This is a genomic window from Rhizobiaceae bacterium (assembly GCA_023953845.1).
Lineage (GTDB): Bacteria > Pseudomonadota > Alphaproteobacteria > Rhizobiales > Rhizobiaceae > Arvimicrobium.
The window spans coordinates 212,775-230,371 of sequence record JAMLJC010000002.1 but is presented as its reverse complement, the minus strand read 5'-3'; the positions used below and the strand labels follow the sequence as shown (position 1 = coordinate 230,371).

The 17,597-nt window shown below is 64.1% G+C and carries 13 protein-coding genes; 5 read left to right on the top strand and 8 right to left on the bottom strand.

Features of this window, described 5'->3' with window-relative positions; all coding sequences use genetic code 11:
• The first annotated feature begins 18 nt into the window (after positions 1-18).
• Both M9955_23220 and M9955_23215 read left to right on the top strand, forming a co-directional pair.
• Entirely contained in the window at positions 19-846 is an 828-nt protein-coding gene (locus tag M9955_23220; protein MCO5084555.1) for an ABC transporter permease, read from the top strand.
• Positions 847-1,007: 161 nt separating this feature from the next.
• Positions 1,008-1,787 carry a 3-ketoacyl-ACP reductase gene (locus tag M9955_23215; GenBank protein ID MCO5084554.1) on the top strand — a complete coding sequence of 260 codons (780 nt, stop codon included), beginning with the start codon at positions 1,008-1,010 and terminating at the stop codon, positions 1,785-1,787.
• Between the two features lie 48 nt (positions 1,788-1,835).
• On the opposite strand, the gene M9955_23210 is transcribed toward M9955_23215, so the two are convergent.
• The 8 genes from M9955_23210 to M9955_23175 all read right to left on the bottom strand — a co-directional run bounded on the left by M9955_23210 (position 1,836) and on the right by M9955_23175 (position 14,258).
• On the bottom strand, positions 1,836-3,041 hold the full coding sequence (locus M9955_23210; protein ID MCO5084553.1) for an acyl-CoA dehydrogenase: 1,206 nt from the start codon (positions 3,039-3,041) through the stop codon (positions 1,836-1,838).
• Positions 3,038-5,362 carry an FAD-dependent oxidoreductase gene (locus tag M9955_23205; protein MCO5084552.1) on the bottom strand — a complete coding sequence of 775 codons (2,325 nt, stop codon included), beginning with the start codon at positions 5,360-5,362 and terminating at the stop codon, positions 3,038-3,040. The genes M9955_23210 and M9955_23205 overlap by 4 nt, the downstream gene beginning before the upstream one ends.
• Positions 5,359-7,635, bottom strand: coding sequence for a xanthine dehydrogenase family protein molybdopterin-binding subunit (locus M9955_23200; GenBank protein ID MCO5084551.1), 2,277 nt, complete (start codon positions 7,633-7,635; stop codon positions 5,359-5,361). Before M9955_23200 ends, M9955_23205 begins: the two co-directional genes overlap by 4 nt.
• Before the next feature lie 14 nt (positions 7,636-7,649).
• Positions 7,650-8,417, bottom strand: coding sequence for an SDR family oxidoreductase (locus tag M9955_23195; protein MCO5084550.1), 768 nt, complete (start codon positions 8,415-8,417; stop codon positions 7,650-7,652).
• On the bottom strand, positions 8,414-9,355 hold the full coding sequence (locus tag M9955_23190) for an aminotransferase class IV (GenBank protein ID MCO5084549.1): 942 nt from the start codon (positions 9,353-9,355) through the stop codon (positions 8,414-8,416). Before M9955_23190 ends, M9955_23195 begins: the two co-directional genes overlap by 4 nt.
• Positions 9,356-9,370: 15 nt before the next feature.
• Positions 9,371-11,437, bottom strand: coding sequence for a hydantoinase/oxoprolinase family protein (locus tag M9955_23185; GenBank protein ID MCO5084548.1), 2,067 nt, complete (start codon positions 11,435-11,437; stop codon positions 9,371-9,373).
• A complete protein-coding gene (locus M9955_23180; protein MCO5084547.1) occupies positions 11,434-13,230 on the bottom strand; it encodes a hydantoinase B/oxoprolinase family protein in 1,797 nt (598 codons plus the stop codon). Before M9955_23180 ends, M9955_23185 begins: the two co-directional genes overlap by 4 nt.
• Positions 13,231-13,361: 131 nt before the next feature.
• A complete protein-coding gene (locus tag M9955_23175; protein ID MCO5084546.1) occupies positions 13,362-14,258 on the bottom strand; it encodes a LysR family transcriptional regulator in 897 nt (298 codons plus the stop codon).
• A 200-nt stretch (positions 14,259-14,458) separates the two neighbouring features.
• On the opposite strand from M9955_23175, the gene M9955_23170 reads away from it, so the two are divergent.
• Genes M9955_23170 through M9955_23160 form a run of 3 tightly spaced genes read left to right on the top strand, consistent with a single transcriptional unit; the run spans position 14,459 to position 17,594 of the window.
• On the top strand, positions 14,459-14,881 hold the full coding sequence (locus tag M9955_23170) for a cobalamin B12-binding domain-containing protein (protein MCO5084545.1): 423 nt from the start codon (positions 14,459-14,461) through the stop codon (positions 14,879-14,881).
• Positions 14,878-16,410: an AMP-binding protein gene (locus M9955_23165; GenBank protein ID MCO5084544.1), complete on the top strand. Its 1,533-nt coding sequence runs from the start codon at positions 14,878-14,880 to the stop codon at positions 16,408-16,410. Before M9955_23170 ends, M9955_23165 begins: the two co-directional genes overlap by 4 nt.
• Positions 16,407-17,594 (top strand): thiolase family protein, encoded by a 1,188-nt coding sequence (locus M9955_23160; protein ID MCO5084543.1) that lies wholly within the window; start codon positions 16,407-16,409, stop codon positions 17,592-17,594. The genes M9955_23165 and M9955_23160 overlap by 4 nt, the downstream gene beginning before the upstream one ends.
• Positions 17,595-17,597 lie beyond the last annotated feature (3 nt).

Below are 17,597 nucleotides of genomic sequence, written 5' to 3'. Positions count from 1 at the left end.
TTCAAGCGGAGCCGAACGTTGAGTGACGCAGCCATGGAACGCCGCGAGGCGAGCGTCGCCGGAAGCGCTCTGGCAACGGTGGCGGTTGCAGTGTTGCTGTTCCTCGCCCTGCCGATCATCATTGTCGTACCGATGTCCTTCTCCAGCGCGGAATCGCTGCGTTTTCCACCCCCCGGTTTCTCCCTGCGCTGGTACGAATCCTTCTTCGGCGACCCGCAGTGGATCGAAGCGGGCATCAATTCCGTCATCATCGGCGTCTCGTCGTCGACGATCGCGCTCGCGCTCGGGACGATCGCCGCCTACGGTCTCGTCCGTGGCGATTTCCGCGGCAGGACGCTGCTGGAATCGAACTTCATCGCGCCGATGGTGCTTCCGCCCGTCATCGTGGCGGTCGCTTTCTACATCTTCTTCGCCAAGCTCGGCATTCTTGGCAATTATCTCGCGCTGATCGCGGCCCACGCGGTTCTGGCGACGCCCTATGTGGTTCTGCTGATGTCGCTCGCCATTCGCGCCTTCGACATTCGCATCGAGCAGGTCGCGCTGACGCTCGGCGCGACGCGCATTCAGATGCTGACGCGCGTGCTTCTCCCGAACATCGTGCCGAGTGCTGCGGCCGCCTGGCTGTTCGCTTTCGTCATCAGCTTCGACGAGGTGGTCGTGACGCTTTTCGTGTCCGGGACGCACCTGACCATCCCGAAGCGGATGTTCAACCAGCTTGTGCTCCAGATAAATCCGACGATCACCGCCATAGCGACGCTGCTCATCGGGTTCAGCATCGTCGCCGTCGCTCTGGCGGCATGGCTGACGCGCGGTACAAACACCGTTTCCGGAAGCAGAAGGTCGTAGAGCCCCGCAGTTCCGGCGTCGCCATCTGGAATTGCCGACCGCTGGCGTTCTTTGTGTCCGCCGATCGCATAACGGTCGGTGATGACTCACATAAATTCATGTCATTTGCCACTCCGGCCCACCGCTATATTCTGAATAATATAACGATGGGACACCACGACATGAAAGTATCCTCTCCAATCGCATTCGTGACCGGCGGCAGAAGCGGCATTGGTCGCGGCATCGCGTGGGCGTTCGCCGACGCCGGCTTCGATGTCGTTGTCAACGACGTGCTGGACGACGCCGAAACCCGCGAGGCGATCGCCGGAATTGAGGAACGCGGCCGGAACGCGGTCTTCATCCACGGCGATGTCTCGGATCTCGATGCAATCGGATCGATAGCCGACCGCGCCTGGAACGCCTTCGGCCGTATCGATACGCTGGTCAACAATGCCGGCGTGGGCGCCATGGTCCGGGGCGACCTGCTCGACGTATCCGTGGAGAGCTACGATCGCTGCCTGAACGTAAATCTGCGGTCGCATTTCTTCATGACGCAGGCAATCGCCAGGAAAATGATCGCAAACCCCTCATCCGAACATTATCGGAGCGTTATCTGCATCTCGTCGAGCGGAGCGAAGATCGCGAGCATTCTGCGTGGCGAATACTGCATTTCAAAAGCCGGCATGACCATGCTCTCGCAACTCTTCGCGGCGCGTCTGGCATCGGAGAACATCGCCGTGCATGAGGTCCGGCCGGGGCTGATACGCACCGGCATGACCTCTGCGCCCGCAGTTGTGGCCCGCTATGACGAGATGATGGCCAAGGGCTTCACGCCGATCAATCGCTGGGGCCAGCCGGACGATGTCGGCAGGGCGGTCGCGGTTCTGGCGACGGGCGCATTCGGCTTCTCGACGGGCGGCCATTTCGATATCGATGGCGGCATGCATATGAACCTGTTGTGAGAATGTTCGCTGGATACCGAATGCGCACCAGCCGCATCTCACTCGCAGCTAAAAGAACGCCTGCATGCCGGTCTGCGCGCGGCCGAGGATCAGCGCATGCACATCGTGCGTGCCTTCATAGGTGTTCACCGTTTCGAGGTTCTGGGCGTGGCGCATCACGTGATATTCCTCCTGAATACCGTTGCCGCCATGCATGTCCCGGGCCAGCCGTGCGATTTCCAGCGCCTTGCCGCAATTGTTCCGCTTGACCAGCGAGATTGCCTCCGGCGAGCATTGACCCTCGTCCAGCAGCCGGCCGACGCGCAGGCTGGCTTGCAGGCCAAGCGCGATTTCCGTCTGCATGTCGGCAAGCTTCTTCTGCACCAGTTGGGTTGCTGCCAGCGGCCTGCCGAACTGCGTCCGGTCGAGCACATAGCCGCGGGCGCGATGCCAGCAATCCTCGGCCGCCCCCATGGCTCCCCAGGAGATGCCGTAACGCGCCCGGTTCAGGCAGCCGAACGGCCCTTTGAGCCCGGACGTGTGGGGCAGCAGCGCGCCCTCCGGCACCTCGACGTCATCGAGCACGATCTCGCCCGTGATCGAGGCGCGTAGCGAAAGCTTGCCGCTGATCTTCGACGCGCTGAGCCCGCTCATGCTCTTTTCGAGCACGAAGCCGCGTATCTGATTGTCGTGAGCCGCGGACTTCGCCCAGATGACGAAGACGTCGGCAACCGGCGCATTCGAAATCCAGGTCTTCGCGCCCTTGAGACGATATCCGCCCGCGATCGGTTCTGCCCGCGTCACCATCGAGCCGGGGTCGGAGCCGGCGCCCGGTTCGGTCAGACCGAAGCAGCCGACCCATTCGCCGGCCGCCAGTTTCGGCAGATAGCGGCGGCGCTGCGTTTCATCGCCATAGGCGTAGATCGGATACATGACCAGCGACGACTGGACGCTCATCATCGAGCGATAGCCGGAATCCACCCGTTCGATCTCGCGCGCGACGAGGCCGTAGGCGACATAGGACGCGCCGGCGCAATTGTAGTCTTCCGGCAACGTAATGCCGAGCAGGCCGAGTTCTCCCATCTCCCGAAAGATCTGGAGATCCGTCTTTTCTCTCGAATAGGCGTCGATGATCCGGGGCATCAGCCTTTCCTGCGCATAGGCGCTCGCCGTGTCCCGTATCATGCGCTCGTCATCGGTGAGCTGGCGGTGCAGCAGGAAGGGATCTTCCCAGTCGAGCTTGCCCATACCGATCGCGGCGCGGCCCGCGGTCATGCCCCTGCCTCGACGAGTTTCACGCTCGCCTCGGCCGGCCCGCCGGGCATGTCGATCGCGAAGCTCGATGCATCCATCCAGGCCCTATCGATTCCGTTCGGATCTGACACATAGCCTAACGCGACAGGAACACCCGCATGCCGGCACCAGGCGCCGGAGGTGGTCAGGCCCACCGACAAACCGTTGCGCAGGATGCCCTCCTGACCATAGAGCGCGCCACGATCCTCCTTGAGGACGATCCGCACGAGCGCCGTGTCGCGCTTCGCGTCGCCACCTGTCCGCACGAGACCGGCCTCGGCGGCGGTTACCGTATCGCCGAGTTCGCTCGGCCAGGCCGGTTCGGCAGCCGATACGCGCAGCATTTCCAGAGCATAGAGGCCTCCGGGTTGGATGGGGCCGGCAACCAGCAGCGACTCGTAGGCATGTGCGGCGAACTCGACGGATACGAGGATCAGCCAGCCTTTCGCGCGTCCCACGGATGCGCGCGCCAATACGGCCGGGGCATAGCCGAGTTCGGCCCGTTGCCAGACCTCACCGGAAAGCCGGGCGCCAGCCGCAGCCAGACGGGCGTCCGATTCTGGCCCCAGAAGAAGGAACTGCGCATAGGCCGCGCTTGCGGCCTGGATAGCCGAGTTCGGCAAGCCTTTGCGCTCGAGCCATTGCGTATGCAGGCGCTCGCTTCCCGGCGAGGAGAGGACAAACGCCTCTTCCTCGGAAACGGCCAGAACCGAAACGGAAGACCGGATCTTACCGGCTTCGTTCACCCATAGGGCGGAGCGCAGACCGGTAGAATCGGCCGTTGTCGATAGACCGTTCAGCGCCTCGACCACATCGCGCCCGGCTATACGGAGCTTGGCGCCGGCCGACAGATCGAACAGGGCGACAGTTTCCTCCGCCGCTTTCGCTTCCTCCGCCGCCCAATGTGTCCAGTTCTGGCGGCCGTAGCTCGGTTTCAGCACCGCCTCCTCAGCAGAGGGAGCATAGACCAGCGGGATCTCCCAGCCGGCCCGGTTGCCCATGATGGCGTTGGCCTCGACATGGCTCTGGTGCAGAGGCATCCGCCTGCCGCCACGGCCGGATGTGTATTCGCGGTTCGGCCAGCCCACATCGTAAAGCACGCCCAGCGCCTCGATCGTACGGTCGCGCAGATAGCTGCGGCCGGACTGGAAGCCGGAAATGCGCGCCACGTCGAACTCGGCGAACCCTTCGGGGCGGCGGCGGTCGTGAATCCATTCCGCCATCATCCTGCCCATCGCGCCGCCCGACATCACGCCGACGGTGTTGAGGCCGCAGGCCACGAACAGGTTCCTCAATTCCGGCGTCTCGCCCATCAGCGCATTGCCGTCCGGCGTAAAGCTTTCGGGACCGTTGAAGAAAAGCTGGATGCCGGCATTTTCCAGAAGCGGGAAGCGCTTCACCGCCGCGTTCAGGATCGGCTCGAAATGGTCGAGGTCTTCCGGTAGTGCGTCGAAGCAGAAATCTTTCGGAATACCGTCGAGCGCCCAGGGCTTCGCGCGCTTTTCGAGACAGCCGAACAACAGCTTGCCAGCGTCTTCCTTGTAGTAGGTACTCTCATCCGGCACGCGGATGAACGGCATGGACCGCTGCAGTCCCTCGATGTTCTCCGTGACCGCATAAAAATGCTCCGCGGCCTGAAGCGGCAGGCTGACGCCGTATTGCGCGGCGAACTCGCGCGCCCACATGCCGGTCGCCAGAACGACCACATCGGCTTTCACCGGGCCCTGCTCCGTCAGGACACCGCGGACCTCGCCGTTGACGATGTCCAGCCCGGTCACTTCGACATTTTCGCGGATCGTCGCACCGCCCATGCGCGCGCCCTTGGCGAGCGCATGCGTGGTATCGACCGGATTGGTGCGCCCGTCCGTCGGAAGATAGAAGCCGGCCAGTGCATCGTCGGTGACGACCTGCGGGCAACGCTCCTTCACGTCGGCAATCGAGATCATCTCGGCTTCCTGGCCGAAGGCCCGCGCCAGCGCCGCCGCCCGCTCCATTTCCATCAGCCGCTCCTTGTTGAGCGCGAGCATGATGGAACCCGTCTTCTTGTAGCCGGTCGCCTGCCCGGTCTCGGCTTCCAGGCTGCGGTATAGCTGCGCGGTGTACCGGGCAAGTTCGGTCATGCGCCGGTTGCCGCGAAGCTCGGCGACGCTGCCCACCGAATGCCATGTCGTGCCGCAGCAAAGCTGGCGCCGCTCGAGCAGCAGCACGTCGCCGATAACCACCTTGGTCAGGTGATAGGCAATGGAGCAGCCGATGATGCCTCCACCTATGATGACGACGTTCGCGTGCGCTGGCAGGCTCATTTTGGCTCCGGTGAGTTGATGGCGCGCCATACGCCCTCGGGCGTCAGCGGCATGTCGATATTGTCGTGGCCGATGGCGTCGGCGACGGCATTCATGACGGCTGCCGGCGCGCCGATGCAGCCGATTTCGCCCGCGCCTTTCATGCCCAGCATGTTGTTTCCGGTCGGCAGATCGGCAGCATGCAGATCGAACATCGGCAGATCGTCGGCGCGCGGGAGACCGTAGTCCATGAGGCTTCCGGTGAGCAGTTGGCCGCTGTCGCCGTCATAGACCACGCGCTCATGCAGCGCCTGACCGATGCCCTGGGCGATCGCGCCGTGGATCTGCCCTTCGACGAGTTGCGGATTGAGGCGGCGACCGACATCGTCCACTGCGGTGAATCGATCTATGCGTATCGAACCCGTGTCCGGATCGACCTCCACCTCGCAGACATACGCTCCGTTCGGAATTGTGAGAATGTTTCCGTCAAGCGCTGCTTCGCCGGCGCAACCGGCTTCGCCGTGCGCCTCCAGTTGCGCCGACAGTTCGAACAGGCCCACGGAATGATCGGTGCCGCTGACCCGGAAGCGCCCACCGTCGTAAACGATGTCGACGGCGTCGGCTTCCAGATGGTCGGCTGCATGCTGTTTGGCCGTCTCCAGCATGGCATCGGTTGCACGCAGCATGGTGATGCCGCCAACCTGGATGCTGGAGGAGCCGGCTGTCGGCCCGCCGGTTTCTGCCCAGACCGTATCGCCCTGAACAATTCTTATCAGGTCGAAGCGCAGGCCGAGCCTGTCGGCGATAAGCTGCGCGAAGCTTGTCTCATGGCCCTGCCCGGACGATTGCAATCCGGTTTCAACCACGACGAACCCCGCGGAATCCACGCGGATACGGGAGATTTCCTGCGAGGTGACGCCGCTTGTGTGCAGATAGAGCCCAAGCCCGATGCCGCGCCGCAGCCCGAACCGCTCGCTCTCCACTCGACGTCGGAAGAAGCCGCTCCAGTCCGCGAGTTCGACCGCCTTCTGCAAGACGGCGATGAAGTCCGCGCTGTCATAGACATAGCCGTTGGCCGCCATGTAGGGCATCTTGTCCGGCGGTATCAGATTGCGGCGGCGGAACTCGACCGGACCCAGTCCGGTTTCCGTCCCGGCGCGCGTCACGAGCCGTTCCAGCAGATGGATCGATTCCGGCTTGCCGGAGCCACGATAGGCGTCGGTCGGCGCCGTGTTCGTGTAACGGCCACGCACCGTGAGATGCATCGCCTGGAAGTCATATGGCCCGCACAGCGTCGCGGCGAAACCTCCGGTCGGCGGCGAAGGTCCAAGCGCGGAAGCATAGGCCCCCAGATTGGCGAAACTCTCGACCCGGAGCCCGATGATCTTGTGCTCCGCATCCAGCGCGAGGGCGGCGCGGCTGACGTGGTCCCGTCCGGCGATATCGGTGAGCTGGTTCTCGGAACGGGTCGCCACCCACCGCACTGGCCGGCCGCAGGCTTTTGCAGCGAAAAGCAGCGCCGTCTGTTCCGGCATGCTGACGAGCTTGGCGCCGAAACTGCCGCCGACGTCGTTCGTCACCACGCGCAGTTGCGACGGCTCCAGTCCAAGCGTCGGAGCGACCATACGGCGTATCAGATGCACGCCCTGCGTCGGCGCGTAGAGCGTATAGCCGCGACCCGATTCGTAGGTCGCGACAGCGCCGCGCGGCTCGATGGGACTGATGAGGATACGGTTGTTGACCACCTGCATCTCGACCACCCGGGCCGCCAACGCGAAAGCTTTTTCGACGGCCGCGCGGTCGCCCTTCTCCCAGTCGAAAGCCCGCTCCTCGCTCAGCGTCGCGTCGACCACCACCGGAAGCGTGTCGAATTCCACCTCGATGAGATCCAGCGCATCCATGGCCTGCGCTTCCGTCTCGGCCACGATCATCGCCACCGCTTCGCCGGCATGGCGGACGGTGTCCACAGCGATCGGATAGCGCGCAGGGGAAAAGAAGGGCGTGCCGTCCGCGCTGTCGGTGGCGCGCAGGCATGGCAGCGGCTGCACGCCGCCCTCCTCGAGGTCGCGTCCGGAAAACGCCGCGACAACTCCCGGCGCTTCGCGCACGGCGTCGAGGCTCAGCGAAACGATGCGCCCATGCGCGACCGGCGAGCGCATGAAAACGGCGTGCGCGAGTCCGGGAAAATCGAGATCGGCCAGGTAGCGCCCCTGTCCCGTGATGAGCCTGTCGTCCTCGAGCCTCGGCGGCGAACATCCGACGAGGCTTTCGGTCCCGGCCTGCGCCGCTTTCATGGCGGCTCCCCGGCTCAATGGATGAACGACGCGCCGGTGACGTCGATCGTCGCTCCGCTGGAGTATTTGGCCCGCCCGCTGGCGCAGAAGACGACGACGTTCGCCACATCGGACGGTTCGCCGAAATGACCTGCCGGGATCTCCGCAAGCATCTCGTCGGCGCCGTAGATGGCCAGCATGTCGTCGCCCTGCCGCGTGTTGATCACGCCGACGCACAGAATATAGGTCTGGATGTTGTCCTTGGCGTAGAACCGCGCGATGCCACGCAGCAGCGAGTTCATGCCGCCCTTCGAGGCGCCGTCATGGAAAAAGTCAGGCCGGTCGCCGCGCACGGCGATACGGGCAGAAATGCCGATGATCGAGCCGCCGCCCTTTTCCTGGAAATGCAGAACCGCCATGCGCGAGAGCTGCGCGGTCGCGACGAGATTGACCTTCAGGGTATAAAGCCAGTGCGCGTCCCACTCCTTTGCCGGCGCGGTCATGGCGATCGGCTGGCGCACAGCGGCGTTGTTGACCAGCACGTCGACGCGCCCCTTCCAGGCGACAGCCTCTTTCCAGAGCCGCTCCAGATCCTCGACGCGGTCCATATGCGCCTGAACCGGCAGGCAGCGCTCGCGGCCGTACTCGTCGGCGATTGTTTCAGCCCGCTCCTTGCTGGTCGTGTAGTTAAGCACCACGGACGCGCCCTGTTCGAGCAAGCCACGGACGATGCCCTCGCCGATGCCGCGCGAGCCGCCGGTGACGAGAACGGTCTTGCCGGTGAGGTCGACGAAGGCGGTCATGCGACGTCCCTTTTTCCGGCACGCGCGGCATGCCACTCCTGCGCCTCGCGGGCCATGGTCTCGGTGAGCAGCTTGCCGAACTTCCGGGACATCGGACCGGGTTTGCCGGTGCCGATCCTGCGGCCCGCGACCTCTACGACAGGCACCGCGAGCTCCAGCGTCGAGCAGATGAAGACCTCGTCGGCGGATGCCAGCGTGAAGGCGTCGAAAAGCGTTTCCTCCGCCTCGATGCCCTCGCGCGCCGCGATTTCCAGCACGACGGAACGCGTAATGCCCGGCAAGATGTCGCGGTTCAGCGGCGGCGTGATGATCCTGCCGTTCTTTACGGCGAAGACGTTATACGCAATGCCTTCCGTGACGAAGCCCTCGCGGTCGACGGCGATGCCTATGTCGGTCTGCGCGGAAGTCACCTCGATCGCGCCGAGGACGCTGTTCAGATAGTTGCAATGCTTCGTGCCGGACGGCAAAGCCGCAGTCGGTACGCGGGGACGGGACAGGATCTTGGCCTTGAGCCCGGCCTCCATCTTCTCGGCCAGCAGGCCCTTGTAATAGTCCTTGAAGCCGACAATCGGGATGATCGTCACGTTCGGCTCGGGCTTGCGCAGCAGGCGCGGCTCCCATTTGATTGACGAGATGCCCTCGCCGCGGCTGATCTGGATACGGAGGTAGCCGTCATCCATCGCATTTTCCTCGATCGCGCGCGCGATGAGGTCGGTCCAGCCCGCATCGTCATACGGATTTGGAATGCGAAGATAGTCTAGACCGTCCCGCATCCGGTCGAGATGGGGCTGCAGTCTGAACGGCGCTCCCTCCCATACGGCGACACCCTCGAAGATGCCGTCGCCGTAAAGAAAGCAGCGATCGAACACCGAAACCCTGGCGTCGGCTTCCGGTACGAACGCGCCATTGAGAAAGATGCGGGTCTGCCTCGCGGACATTGGGCCTTGTTCCTGTCAGTGAAGATCGATCCACACGCCGCCATTGGCGGAATAGGTCGCCGTCGTGGATGGGTAGAGAACGATGGTCGTCAGCGGCTGGTCGATCATGGCCGGCCCTTGGATCACCGAGCCGGGCGCAAGACGAGCCCCGTCGACCACGCGTATGTCGGCCTTGCCACCAAGCTCGCGCATATAGACCGCGCGCCGACCCTTTTCGGCCGTGTCGGCCGACCCGCCATGCACTGTATGCCTGAGTTCGGCGGCAGGCAGCTTGCCGATCGCCAAAGCGGTCCATTCAGTGAATTCCACCGGATCGGAGGAGCGCACGAAATAGAGCTTCTCGTGCAATTGATGGAATGCCTCGACGAGCCGGTCGAGGTCACGCTGCCCCTCGATCCGGCGCATGTCGAACGGCAGCGAGATCTGCCATACCTGTCCGCGATAGCGGGCTTCGGTCGAGAACCGGATCTCCCGCGCCTCGGCCGGCACCTTCATGCGGTCGAGATATGCCTCCGACTCGCTCGCAAGGCCTGCCAGCGCTTCATTCGCCCTTTCGAAGTCGAACGTATCCGTCGACAGTGGCACGCTGCGCGAGAATGTGGTCTTCATATCGCTGACGAGGATGCCGAAAGCGCTGAGCACGCCCGCCACCGGCGGCACGAACACGCGCTTGATGCCGAGTTCGCGCGCGATCGGAACCGCATGCAGGCCGGCGGCCGCTCCACCCGCGACCATGACATATTCGCGCGGATCGACACCGCGCCGGATGGTGATCTCCTCGATCGCGGCGACCATGTTCTGCTCGACCGTGAGGCCGATCAGGCTCGCCGCTTCTTCGACGGTGAGGTCGAGCGGATCGGCTACGTGCTGGTCGATCGCTTTGAGCGCGTTGTCAATCGCGAGGGTCATCGTCCCGCCGGCGAAATTGCCGGCATCGAGAAAGCCGCGCACCAGGTTTGCATCGGTCACGGTAGGCCGTGTGCCGCCGCGGCTGTAGCATGCCGGACCGGGTACCGACTTGGCGCTTTCCGGTCCGACATGGATGAAGCCGCCAGCATCGACGCGCGCGATCGAGCCTCCCCCCGCGCCGATGGTCTTCACTTCCACCGAAGCGACGCCGAACACATGGCCGTCTATGACGCCCTCCCGATGCATGGGGATCTGCCAGTCGTCGATGATGCTGATGTCGAAGCTGGTCCCGCCCATGTCGACCACGATGGCGTTGCAGGTCTCCTGCTCTTCCGCCCTGATGGTCGTGCGGGCCGATTCCGGCGCAGCCGACGGACCCGACAGGCAGAGATTGATCGGACGGGCGATCACTTCGTCCACGGCCGTCTGGCCGCCCGAAGACGTCATCAGCGTGAGCACGCCTTTCAGTCCCGCATCCCGAAGCCGAAGTTCGAGTTCGTTCACGGTACGGCTGACGAGAGGCTTGAGGGAGGCATCGATCGCCGTCGCCGAAGTACGCCGGTACTCCCGCAACGCCGGGCTCGTGCGATGGCTCAGGCTGTAAGGGACACCCGGCCAATGGGCCTCGATGAGTTCGCCGATACGGTTCTCATGCGCCGGATTGGCGATCGACCAGAGCAGCGCCACGGCGATCGACTCGACGCCCTGTGCCTTCAGCGCCCCGATCACCGCGACGACGTTGTCCTCGTCAAGCGGAAGCTCCACGCCGCCTTCGCTGTTCATGCGTTCGCGCACGCCGTGCGTGAGTTCTCGCGCGATGTAGGGTTCCGGATAATCGATGGCGATGGAATAGGTGTCGGCCTTGCCGCCCTCGCGGATCGTCAGCGTATCGCGGAAGCCTTCGGTGCAGATCAGCCCCGTCCTGGCATAGGTATGTTCGAGAATGGCGTTGGTTGCGGCGGTGGTGCCGCAGGCAAAGCGCGTACACCCCGCCATCAGCTCCCGGCTGCTGACGCCAAAATCGCCGGCGATCAGTCCGACGCCGTCGAGAATGCCGTCGACGATCCGGCCGGGCGTGGTCGGAGCCTTGTAGTTGCGGACGCGGCCATTTGCTTCCTTGAGCACAAGATCGGTGAAAGTGCCGCCGACATCGACGGCGATCTGCACGCTCATGCGGAAGCTCCCTGGCGCATGCAATTGCGAAGCTCTGCGGTCGCGACGAGGTCGACTTCAATAGAACCGGCCTGCTCGACAAGGACGACGCCGTAGACCGAGGCCGCCCGCTCCGCCGTTATCCTGCCTGCGCGCAAGGACGCGACGACACGCGCGGGGTCGCGGTCGAGAGGGTTGCCGAAACCACCGCCGCCGCAGCCTTCCGAGACGAGCTTCTCGCCGGGCTCGATCACGGTATCCACGGAAATCGGCAGTTCGTGGCGATGGCCTTCCCGGTCGAGCCGCGCGATCCGCATCGAGGCAGCAGCCGTGCCACCGGCGACCCCTTGCGGCGGATTCGCCCGGGAGGCCGAGTTCACCATGAAGCGCACGGCGCCCGTGCGCGGACGAATGACGCAATCGGCGCCTGGCGCGCCCTCCCACTGGCCCGCGCCGGCCGAGTCTGGTCTCACCTCAAGCTTCTCGATGATGATGGGCTGCTGCTGCTCCACCACCTCGACGCTGGACTGCCACAGGATGCCCTGGCTCGCGCCGCTGCCGTAGGTTAGCCAGCCGTCATGCCCGTGCATTGCCGGGCCGCCCCAGTAACCCATGATGAGCTGGTTCACGAAGGGCCGGTTGCCGCGATGGTCCTGACCGCTGACAACGGCGCACGATCCCGGCATGCCGATAGTGCCGTATGCGGTGCCGAGGTCGCCGCGCAGGTCCGCGAACATGGACTGTATATGAGGGATGAGCGCGTGGCAGAGGTTGGTGGTCGCGGCGGAGGTCGCGGCGGGAAAGCGCGGCTTGCCGATGGCCGCGCCTTCGCGCATCAGCAGCTTCACCCGCCTGAAGGAGCCGGTGCAGCGCGGCACGTCGGCGCCGAGCACGTTCAGGACCGCCGTCATGCAAGCGGCGATGGTGGTGCTCTCGGTCATGTTGATGCCGAGCGGCAGATTGTCGACGTTCTCGGTGAGGTCGACGGTGACAAGCTCCTCATCCGGATCGATCTCGATCGTCGCCCGGATAGGAATGCCGCCGGGATAGAGATCGGTCTCCGAATCGTAGAGCATCTCCTTTGAAACGCGCCCCTTCGGCAGCTTCGCGATCGCCGTGCGGGCCATGCGCTCGGCATAGTTCTGGAACTCGTCGACGAAGGTGCGGACCGTCTCCAGCCCATACTTGGCGCACAGACTCTTCAGCCGGCTCTCTCCGGTGCGCACCGCCGCCAGAACGGCGAGATAGTCGCCATAGAACTGGTCCGGCACGCGGATGTTCGCGCGGCAGATATCGATGACTTCGGGAACGTCCTTGTAGCCCTTCTGTATACGCACGCAGGGCAGCATCAGCCCTTCTTCGTAGACGTCGCGCGATCGCGGCCCATAGGTGGTCGGAGTCGGGAAACCCATGTCGCCGAGATGCGCGCGGGCGATGACATAGAATGCGATCGCGTCGTCGACGAAGACCGGCGCGCAGACCGTGAAATCCGCGCAATGGGTGTTCCCCATATACCCGCTGTTGTTGACGAAGCAGTCGCCCGGATGAATGTCGTCGCCGAACTTGGCGGCGACCGCGCGCGGAATGAGATCGATCGCGCCGACGTGGACGGGAAGGCCTTGGGCCAGGCTGATGGACTGGAAACTGGAATCGGTCAGGCTGCAGGAAAAGTCCATCGCGGTGTTCAGCACGCCGGATCGGCCGGATTTGAACAGGGCGTTGATCATTTCGCCGATGATCGCCTCGAACCGGCGGCGCAGCACCACCATCGTGAAGATGTCGATGCCCGGCTCAGGTGGTGAAAGCTCCTGCAACAATGACTGCTGTCCTAACCAGATGATGGATCGGCCAAGCGCCGGCCGGATGGCAGGCAATCTGCGCGAAGCCTTCGGCGCAGGTCGAGTAAGTTGTTTTGATGCCCAGTATCAGACGTCCTTATGCTGATTCAGGCATCCGCCTTGCGGCGAATCACGTCGCGCACTTCGCGAATGAATTGCTGGGCCGCTGCCGAGGACGGCTTCAAGGTCGGGAAGGTTGCAACCAGCGTGCGGTCTATGATCGGATCGACAAGGCGCAGGATACGAAGACCCGAAGCCAGATCATTGTCGTTGATGCCCGAGACCGGCAGTATCGATGCCCAGCCCGGCTGGCGAATGGCCGCCAGAACCGTCGCCAGCGAATCGATCTCCATCGTCGGCGCCAGCTTGATGCCTTCCTTCTCAAACTCGGTGTCGATCAGGATCCGGATCAGATTCTTCCCCGTAGGCAGGATAAGCTTCATGGACGACAGTTCCCGCCCGGTGATCGTGCTGCCTTCGTGAACCGTCGCCGCACCCGTAAGAACGACGAGTTCCTCCGTCGCGAGAGCCTGCGAGTAGAGCCGGCGATCGTCCTCGAATTCTCCGAGGATCGCGAAGTTGAGGTCTCCCTGAAGCAGCCAGTCGACCAGATGGGCGCTGTAGCCTTCCGAAACGGTGATATGCACATCGGGATATTTGGCGGAAAAACCGGCCAGAACCTCGGCCAGGATGCCATGGGCAATCGACGGCGGCACGCCGATCGCCAGCGATCCCGTGATCTTTCCCGAACCGTTGCGAAGCGTCCTCCGCACGTCCTCAACCCGACTGAGCACTTCGAGACACATCGGGTAGATCGCGGCGGCGGCTTCGTTCGGATGGACGCCGGACGTCGTACGCTCGAAAAGCTGGACGCCGTATTCAACCTCGATCCGGCGGATCTGCATCGAAACCGCGGGCTGCACGACATGCAGGCGCCGTGCGGCCTTGGTGATGCTCTTCTCCTCATAGAGAGCGACGAAATAGTGTATCTGCCGTAAGTCCACGGGGTCCCGCCCTTTTTTTTTGCGGGTTGCTATAACGCCCGGTGCCATCTCCCACAAGCTGACGCGTCGACGCGCCTCCGCCGCGCGACGCGCGATTTCCCGCACAAAACCATGCGTGATACGCGGCATAAAAAGACTTTATTGGCCTTCCACCAAGGCACAAAACAATCTTGCGGCAGTCGATGCACGAATTCGTGGGCATGTCGCGCAAGATCCGATTTCTGATGGCGAAGGTTGGCCTCGACGGCCATGACGTGGGAGCACGGGTGGTGGCGCGCGGCCTGCTCGAAGCCGGCATGGAGGTGATCTACACGGGCATCCGAAGGACGCCCGAGCAGATCGTGCGTGTCGCAATCGATGAAGATGTCGACGTCGTCGGGATCAGCATACTTTCGGGAGCGCACACGGCGCTCGTTCCGCGTGTCCGGCAGCTTCTGGACGAGGCCGGAGCCTCCGACATCCTCATGGTAGTCGGCGGAGTGATCCCTCAGGAGGACATTCCCGACCTGGAAGCCATCGGCGTCTCGAAAGTGTTCCTCTCCGGAACCAGCGTGGCGGAGATCGCCGCCTTCATCCAGTCGGCCGTGACGTTCGACAAAGCCGGATCGGGTGCCAGCGCGTGACTGTATTCGCTCATTTCCGCAACGCGTTTTCCACCTTCCGGGATCGCGAGGCCCTCATCGACGGCACAAGGCGCTGGACCTTCCGCGATCTGGAAGAGAGCGTCGAGAAAATTGCCGCCGGTCTGGCTGCCGCGCTGCCTCGCGGCTCGCGCGTCGGCCTCTACATGCAGAACCGCGCCGAATATCTGATCCTGCAGCTCGCCATCGAGCGCGCCGGTCTGGTGCGAGTACCCCTGAACGTGCGCTATACCGCCCACGAGGTCGAACGCGTCGTCGAGGACTGCGGCGCCAGCGCGGTCTTTTACGACGGCGCCACGGCAGGGCGGATCGACGCGCTGCGCAGCCAGGGAGTCTGGCTTTGCCGGGTGGACGGGCATCAGGCGGAAGGCGGCCTCGACTTCGACCGGCTGCTCGCCTTCGACGGAAAGACGGCCGGCGACCTCACGGATCTCGATGCGCTTTGCTCGATCAACTATACGTCCGGTTCCTCCGGGGTGCCCAAAGGCGTCATGCTCAGCCACCGAAACTGGCGGGGCGTGACGAAGAACATGCTCATCGACCGCGACATCCGATCGACCGACCGGCTGGCGCATGTCGGCCCCCTCACCCATGCAAGCGGCTCCTACTTCGCGCCGTTCCTGCTCCGCGGAGCCGCGAACATCATCGTTCCGGGCGGCGCGCTCGACCAGTTGATGCCGACGATCCAGCAGCATCGCGTCACGGCCTTCAGCTGCGTTCCCACTGTGCTTACCCGCCTGCTCAATGCACCCGACATCGACAGCTACGATCTCTCGTCGATCCGCTGGATCGGATATGGCGCGGAAGCGATCCAGCGGAACACCCTCGACAAGGCGCTGCAGCGCTGGGGCGCGGTGCTAACGCATAATTACGGGCTCACCGAAGCGATGATGACGTGCAGCTACCTGCGCGCGGAAGACCACAAGGTGCGCACCGGGGCCGATGCCGGGGCAGTGCGGTTCGGCTGCATCGGCAGGCCCTACAGCTTTGTCGACATCGTGCTGCGCGACAAGGACGGCCGCCCCGTTGCGACCGACGAGGTCGGCGAGATCACCATTCAGGCCGAGCATGTCATGCAGGGCTACTGGAACCGACTGGAAGAGACCGAAAAGGTTCTGCGCGACGGCTGGCTCTGGTCGGGCGACCTCGCCCGCCGGGATGCGGACGGCTTCATCTACATCGTCGGCCGCTCCAAGGAGATGCTTATCTCCGGCGGATTCAACATCTACCCCGCCGAGGTCGAGGCATGCCTGTCAAGCTGCCCTGGCGTGCAGGAAGCAGCGGTTATCGGCATGCCGGACGAAAATCTCGGCGAGATCGCGGTCGCCTTCATCTCGGCCGAACCCGGCATCACGCTTACGCGCGAAACCTGCGAAAGTTATTGCAAGCCGCGGATCGGCATCCGCACACCTAGGCGATGGCATTTCGTCGAACACCTGCCCCGGACCGGAAACGCCAAGGTCGACAAGGGCGCGCTGCGCGCAAGTCTGGCAACGGATGTGGTCGCATGAGTACGGACCGGGACGTCGTCATCCTTTCAATGGCAAGAACGCCGTTCGGTCGGTTCGGAGGAGCGCTCAAGGAGCATAGCGCCATCCGGCTCGGTGCGCTTGCAATGGCGGAAGCCGTTCGCCGGAGCGGGGTCGATCCGGCGGATGTGCAATCCGTCTATGCTGGGATCGGCATGATCGGAGCAAATGTCCTCACCGCCACGCGCCAGGCGCTGCTGCTCGGCTCCGGCCTGCCGGAAACGGTTCCGTCGATGGGCATCGATCGGGCCTGCTGCTCGGGCATGACAGCCATCGGCATGGGATACCGCGAAATTCGCGAAGGCGACATCGAGGTCGCGCTCTGCGGCGGTTTCGAGAGCCTGAGCAATACGCCGTTCCTCTGGCCGCGCCAGCGCGGTATCCGTCCCGGCGCCGTCGAGGTCGCCGATCCATTGCTGTTGCGGGCCGATTTCCTCGACAAGGCGATTGCCCGCTACACCGGCGAGGAAGCGGTCCGCTTCGGCGTCGACCGCAGGCAGCAGGACGACTGGGCGCTTCAGAGTCACGCCCGCTATTTCGCCGCTGATCGCGACGGCTATTTCGAGAAGGAGCGCTTTCCGGTCGAAACGGCTTCCGGCTTCGTCTCCGCGGACGAGTCGCCGCGCGCCGAGATCCGGCCGGAGAAACTCGCCCTATTGCCCACGGTGTATTCCAGCCCCACCGTCACCGCCGGCAACGCTCCGGGACTCAATGACGGGGCCGCCTTCATCGTTCTGGCGACCCGGCGCTTTGCGGAGAGCCGTGGGCTCGCGCCACTCGCGACCATCCGCGGCTATGTTCAGGTTGCCGGTGGCCCGACGACCGGTTCGTCTACCCCCGCCGTCGCTATCCAGAAGGTGCTGGCGAAGACCGCGACGCCGCTGCGCGATCTCGCACGCATAGAGATCAACGAGGCCTTTGCCGCGACCCCTCTGGTCAGCACGCTTCTGCTCGCCGACCAGGATATAGAGACGGCGCGGGCGCTGCGTGAAAAGACCAATCAGGCCGGCGGAGCGGTAGCCATCGGCCATCCGCTCGGAGCCAGCGGCGCCCGCCTTGTGATGACGCTGGCCAACGGCCTCGGCCGTCACGGTGGCGGCATCGGCGCGGCGGCCATTTGCGGCGGTTTCGGGCAGGGCGACGCCGTGCTTCTCGAGGTGGCGTGAGGC

What these genes read in the sequence shown, in the direction of transcription:
- M9955_23215 (MCO5084554.1), top strand. Translation starts at nt 1,008, where the DNA reads ATGAAAGTATCCTCTCCAATCGCATTCGTGACCGGCGGCAGAAGCGGC.
- M9955_23210 (MCO5084553.1), bottom strand. Translation starts at nt 3,041, where the DNA reads ATGACCGCGGGCCGCGCCGCGATCGGTATGGGCAAGCTCGACTGGGAA.
- M9955_23205 (MCO5084552.1), bottom strand. Translation starts at nt 5,362, where the DNA reads ATGAGCCTGCCAGCGCACGCGAACGTCGTCATCATAGGTGGAGGCATC.
- M9955_23200 (MCO5084551.1), bottom strand. Translation starts at nt 7,635, where the DNA reads ATGAAAGCGGCGCAGGCCGGGACCGAAAGCCTCGTCGGATGTTCGCCG.
- M9955_23195 (MCO5084550.1), bottom strand. Translation starts at nt 8,417, where the DNA reads ATGACCGCCTTCGTCGACCTCACCGGCAAGACCGTTCTCGTCACCGGC.
- M9955_23190 (MCO5084549.1), bottom strand. Translation starts at nt 9,355, where the DNA reads ATGTCCGCGAGGCAGACCCGCATCTTTCTCAATGGCGCGTTCGTACCG.
- M9955_23185 (MCO5084548.1), bottom strand. Translation starts at nt 11,437, where the DNA reads ATGAGCGTGCAGATCGCCGTCGATGTCGGCGGCACTTTCACCGATCTT.
- M9955_23170 (MCO5084545.1), top strand. Translation starts at nt 14,459, where the DNA reads ATGTCGCGCAAGATCCGATTTCTGATGGCGAAGGTTGGCCTCGACGGC.
- M9955_23160 (MCO5084543.1), top strand. Translation starts at nt 16,407, where the DNA reads ATGAGTACGGACCGGGACGTCGTCATCCTTTCAATGGCAAGAACGCCG.